We start from the raw sequence: 922 nt of genomic DNA on the forward strand, positions 1-922 counted from the left end.
CCATCCCCCCTAATTGCGATATTATATTATTTATTTAAATATGAGGAAGGGTGTATGGTTTTTGATCCGATTAAATTGAAGAAAAATGGATATAGCAGTGAAATGATTCGGTTTATTGTCTCGAGGGAATATGATGAAAAGCGGTCAATGGGAAATGTTGCCTGTGGCGATTTGGATAATTTCATACTAGCTTCATTGTTTGGTTTGCATAATGAAGTGGCGCCAATTATCTCTAGTAGAATACAGTGGATAGAAACTGCAATTGTCAATGATGAGGATTTTGGAGTCAATAGAAATGCACATCGCGTAAAGATGCATTTTGCGAAGGCAATTGGTGAGTGGCTACTAGATGGAAAAAATAATTGTAAGGCATGGAATAATGCTCGCATCTATGAGGAGGCGAAATGGAGTTGGGAGGGTGGACCTTGGTCTATGCGTGAAATTGTAAAAGATGGTCTTGCCGACTATATGGCATTTTCATATCAAGGCGGTGAATATAATAAGGGATATGAGGCAGGAATAGAGACTTATCGACGATGTACGGGGAAAGATGGCCCAGTATCTTTGCTAAAAATGCTGAGGCCACATGAATTTGCGTATGCCTTATGCTTGCAAAATGCAAAAGTTTTTGAATTTGATGAGCATGATTTGTTAAATGCAGGCTGCCGGATGTTGCAAGCCAATTTGCAAGAAAATTGGCTTGGTGCAGGACAGATAATGCGCGCTGCAATGTGGCTTAAAATTGTTTACTGGCACCGCGATAAAGAATTGACGCCTTTGCAAACCATATTAAAAGCCTACGAAAATATGCCAGACGTTAAAAAGCCAAATTTTTTATGATTCTCTAGGGAGCCGGGGTCAGGTCCGCCATTTGGGTCCCGGGGTCAGGTTGAGCTAGTCTGACCCCATCCCCCATGTGACC

At 41.4% G+C, this 922-nt stretch carries 1 protein-coding gene; it reads left to right on the forward strand.

Going from position 1 to position 922, the window contains the following annotated elements; all coding sequences use genetic code 11:
• The coding region (locus CSQ95_RS30260; RefSeq protein ID WP_257218275.1) for a hypothetical protein at positions 1 to 840 on the forward strand (840 nt) is incomplete at its 5' end.
• Between the last annotated feature and the right edge of the window lie 82 nt (positions 841 to 922).

This window comes from Janthinobacterium sp. BJB304, assembly GCF_002735765.1.
GTDB lineage: Bacteria > Pseudomonadota > Gammaproteobacteria > Burkholderiales > Burkholderiaceae_D > Janthinobacterium.